At 64.0% G+C, this 605-nt stretch carries 1 protein-coding gene; it reads left to right on the forward strand.

Going from position 1 to position 605, the window contains the following annotated elements; genetic code table 11:
- Nucleotides 1-280: 280 nt before the first annotated feature.
- Nucleotides 281-605, forward strand: a 325-nt coding sequence (locus CVV76_RS24430) for a Wzz/FepE/Etk N-terminal domain-containing protein (RefSeq protein ID WP_233193155.1), incomplete at its 3' end; no start/stop codon positions are given.

Raw genomic sequence — 605 nt, forward strand, 5'->3', positions numbered from 1 at the left:
TCGCCTTCAAAAGTCGCACGTTTGGCATGGTGCTTGGGCGGGTGCCAGATTAGCACTGGCGCGTGCGAAAATTTTCATCGAAGATCGCCGGGAGACGTCCGTTCGGTCGCCGACCCGTCCGGCTGCAGGCGACCGGCCCCTAAGCCTTCCGAGGACCGATATGCCCTCGTCTTCATGCCGTGCCGGTGGTAGGGCGCCCGTGACACCCCGCGCCGCCGACATCCGGCGCCTCTGACATCCACATGCCGCCCGCCCCCAGGACCTTCCGAACATTGACCCGATGACGCAGCCCAGTTCTTCCGACTTCCAGTTCGCCCGCAGCCAGACGCAACAGGAGGATGACGACAGCTTCGACATCGCGGCCTTTGTCCGGCCTCTGTGGCGGGGCAAGTGGATCATCCTGTTGTGTACGCTGGTGATGATGGCGATCGGCGGCTACTACGCCTACCGCGTCGCCGTGCCGATCTACACCGCGACCTCGGTGGTGATGCTGGAGACGGCCGATTCCTCCGAGACGGTCACGAATATCCAGAACATCGTGGCCGGGCTCTCCTCGGACACGGTCGCGCTGAATTCGGAAGTCCAGGTGATCCAGTCGCGCGAGC

Origin of the sequence: Acidimangrovimonas sediminis (assembly GCF_002871005.1) — a bacterium.
Classification (GTDB): Bacteria; Pseudomonadota; Alphaproteobacteria; order Rhodobacterales; family Rhodobacteraceae; genus Acidimangrovimonas; species Acidimangrovimonas sediminis.